Source organism: Stenotrophomonas sp. Sm10, assembly GCF_030985515.1.
GTDB classification, from domain to species: Bacteria; Pseudomonadota; Gammaproteobacteria; order Xanthomonadales; family Xanthomonadaceae; genus Stenotrophomonas; species Stenotrophomonas hibiscicola.
Genome location: NZ_JAPTFO010000210.1, coordinates 1 through 1245 on the forward strand (window position 1 = coordinate 1; position 1245 = coordinate 1245).

The window sequence follows — 1245 nt, forward strand, 5'->3', positions numbered from 1 at the left end:
GAATAACTCCGATTCTCATTCTTCCCCCCTTCAACTTCTAATTTAATTATTTCTTTTTCTTTGGTTTGGGTGCCGGTAATTCATTATATATTGAATTGAACAAGCCTTTATTTTCTACACTTCATTTATTCACTGGTTGCAACTTTTGACATCAAAACTACCGCCTCCACATGTCTTGACGGTTACTACCTATACTGTGAAACGAAATCAAAGCTGCTGAATATCCGTATTAAACTATTAAACGTAACTAATGCGAGTATTTACGGCTTCGTTAATATACAGTATTGTTACATCTATGCCAAGTTTCCGATAGTTAGTTCTTCTTTCTTTATTTAAATCTTTACAAATCCAACTAGCGAGAAGGGTTGTTTATCTCAAAACTCATTGAACCTTTGGTTCCTCGATTAGTATAATAATTTCCTTCTAGTTGATTTGGATTATCAATATCAAGAATTACCGTCCCATAATGTATAGGACTTTGCAATTCAGCCCTTGGGCTATTTAAATATGTATAAATTAATTTTTGTGTTCCATTATCATTGATAATTGATGCTGTAATGCTATGGCTCGAACTTTCACCCGTTTTAAACTTAACTTTAATAGTCGTAAATGACTGTTCAATAGTAAGTTCACAATTTCTTTCATTCTGATCATAGTCCGTCTTGAAACTACCTACATAATTCGCAAATAAAATTGGAACATTATGAATCTTAGATAGTAATGGCCACCGCCATGCTGTTTTTTCAAAAATAGCCATAATAATTGCTGTAACTGATATAGCTTCACCAATATACCCAATGGCTGAATATACCAATGCCAAAATATCAGATTTAAGATTCACTGCAATCTCTTGGCCACTTATTAACAATCTTAATAACAAGCAAATTGCAAAAACCCATATTGTAATATTCAAAAATTTTTTCTGCTGTTCATTCATAAGTTTTATTTATAATCCAAAAATTCAATCATTCTAACTAAAAAAGTTTTTGTATCCTGTAAATTCCATTTCTGCTCTGAACGAAAAAGGTAATACATTCCACTTACTTCAACCCAATTTAAATTCACTTGAGACACTATGTAATATAACGCTTGCTGTAACAACCCTGTGTAGCTATTACTATTGAAAAACATCTGTTCAGGTATATTCCAGACCAAACATTCTATCAAATATGAAGAAATGCGTTCGTTTGTCAATCCTAGCTCCTGCATCTCGTTCTTAATATGCTTCATAATCCTAACTAAATA

2 protein-coding genes and 1 pseudogene are annotated in these 1245 nt (G+C 32.0%); all 3 read right to left on the bottom strand.

All coding sequences use genetic code 11. The annotated features are described in order from the left end of the window. Nucleotides 1-46: 46 nt before the first annotated feature. Nucleotides 47-118, bottom strand: a pseudogene (locus O0J15_RS21900) (competence protein TfoX); the annotation flags it as partial. Nucleotides 119-352: 234 nt separating this feature from the next. Then, nucleotides 353-937, bottom strand: a complete 585-nt coding sequence (locus tag O0J15_RS21190) for a hypothetical protein (protein WP_001005371.1) — start codon at nucleotides 935-937, stop codon at nucleotides 353-355. 5 nt (nucleotides 938-942) lie between these two features. Further along, nucleotides 943-1245: hypothetical protein (locus tag O0J15_RS21195; RefSeq protein WP_308306302.1), on the bottom strand; the 303-nt coding region annotated here is incomplete at its 5' end.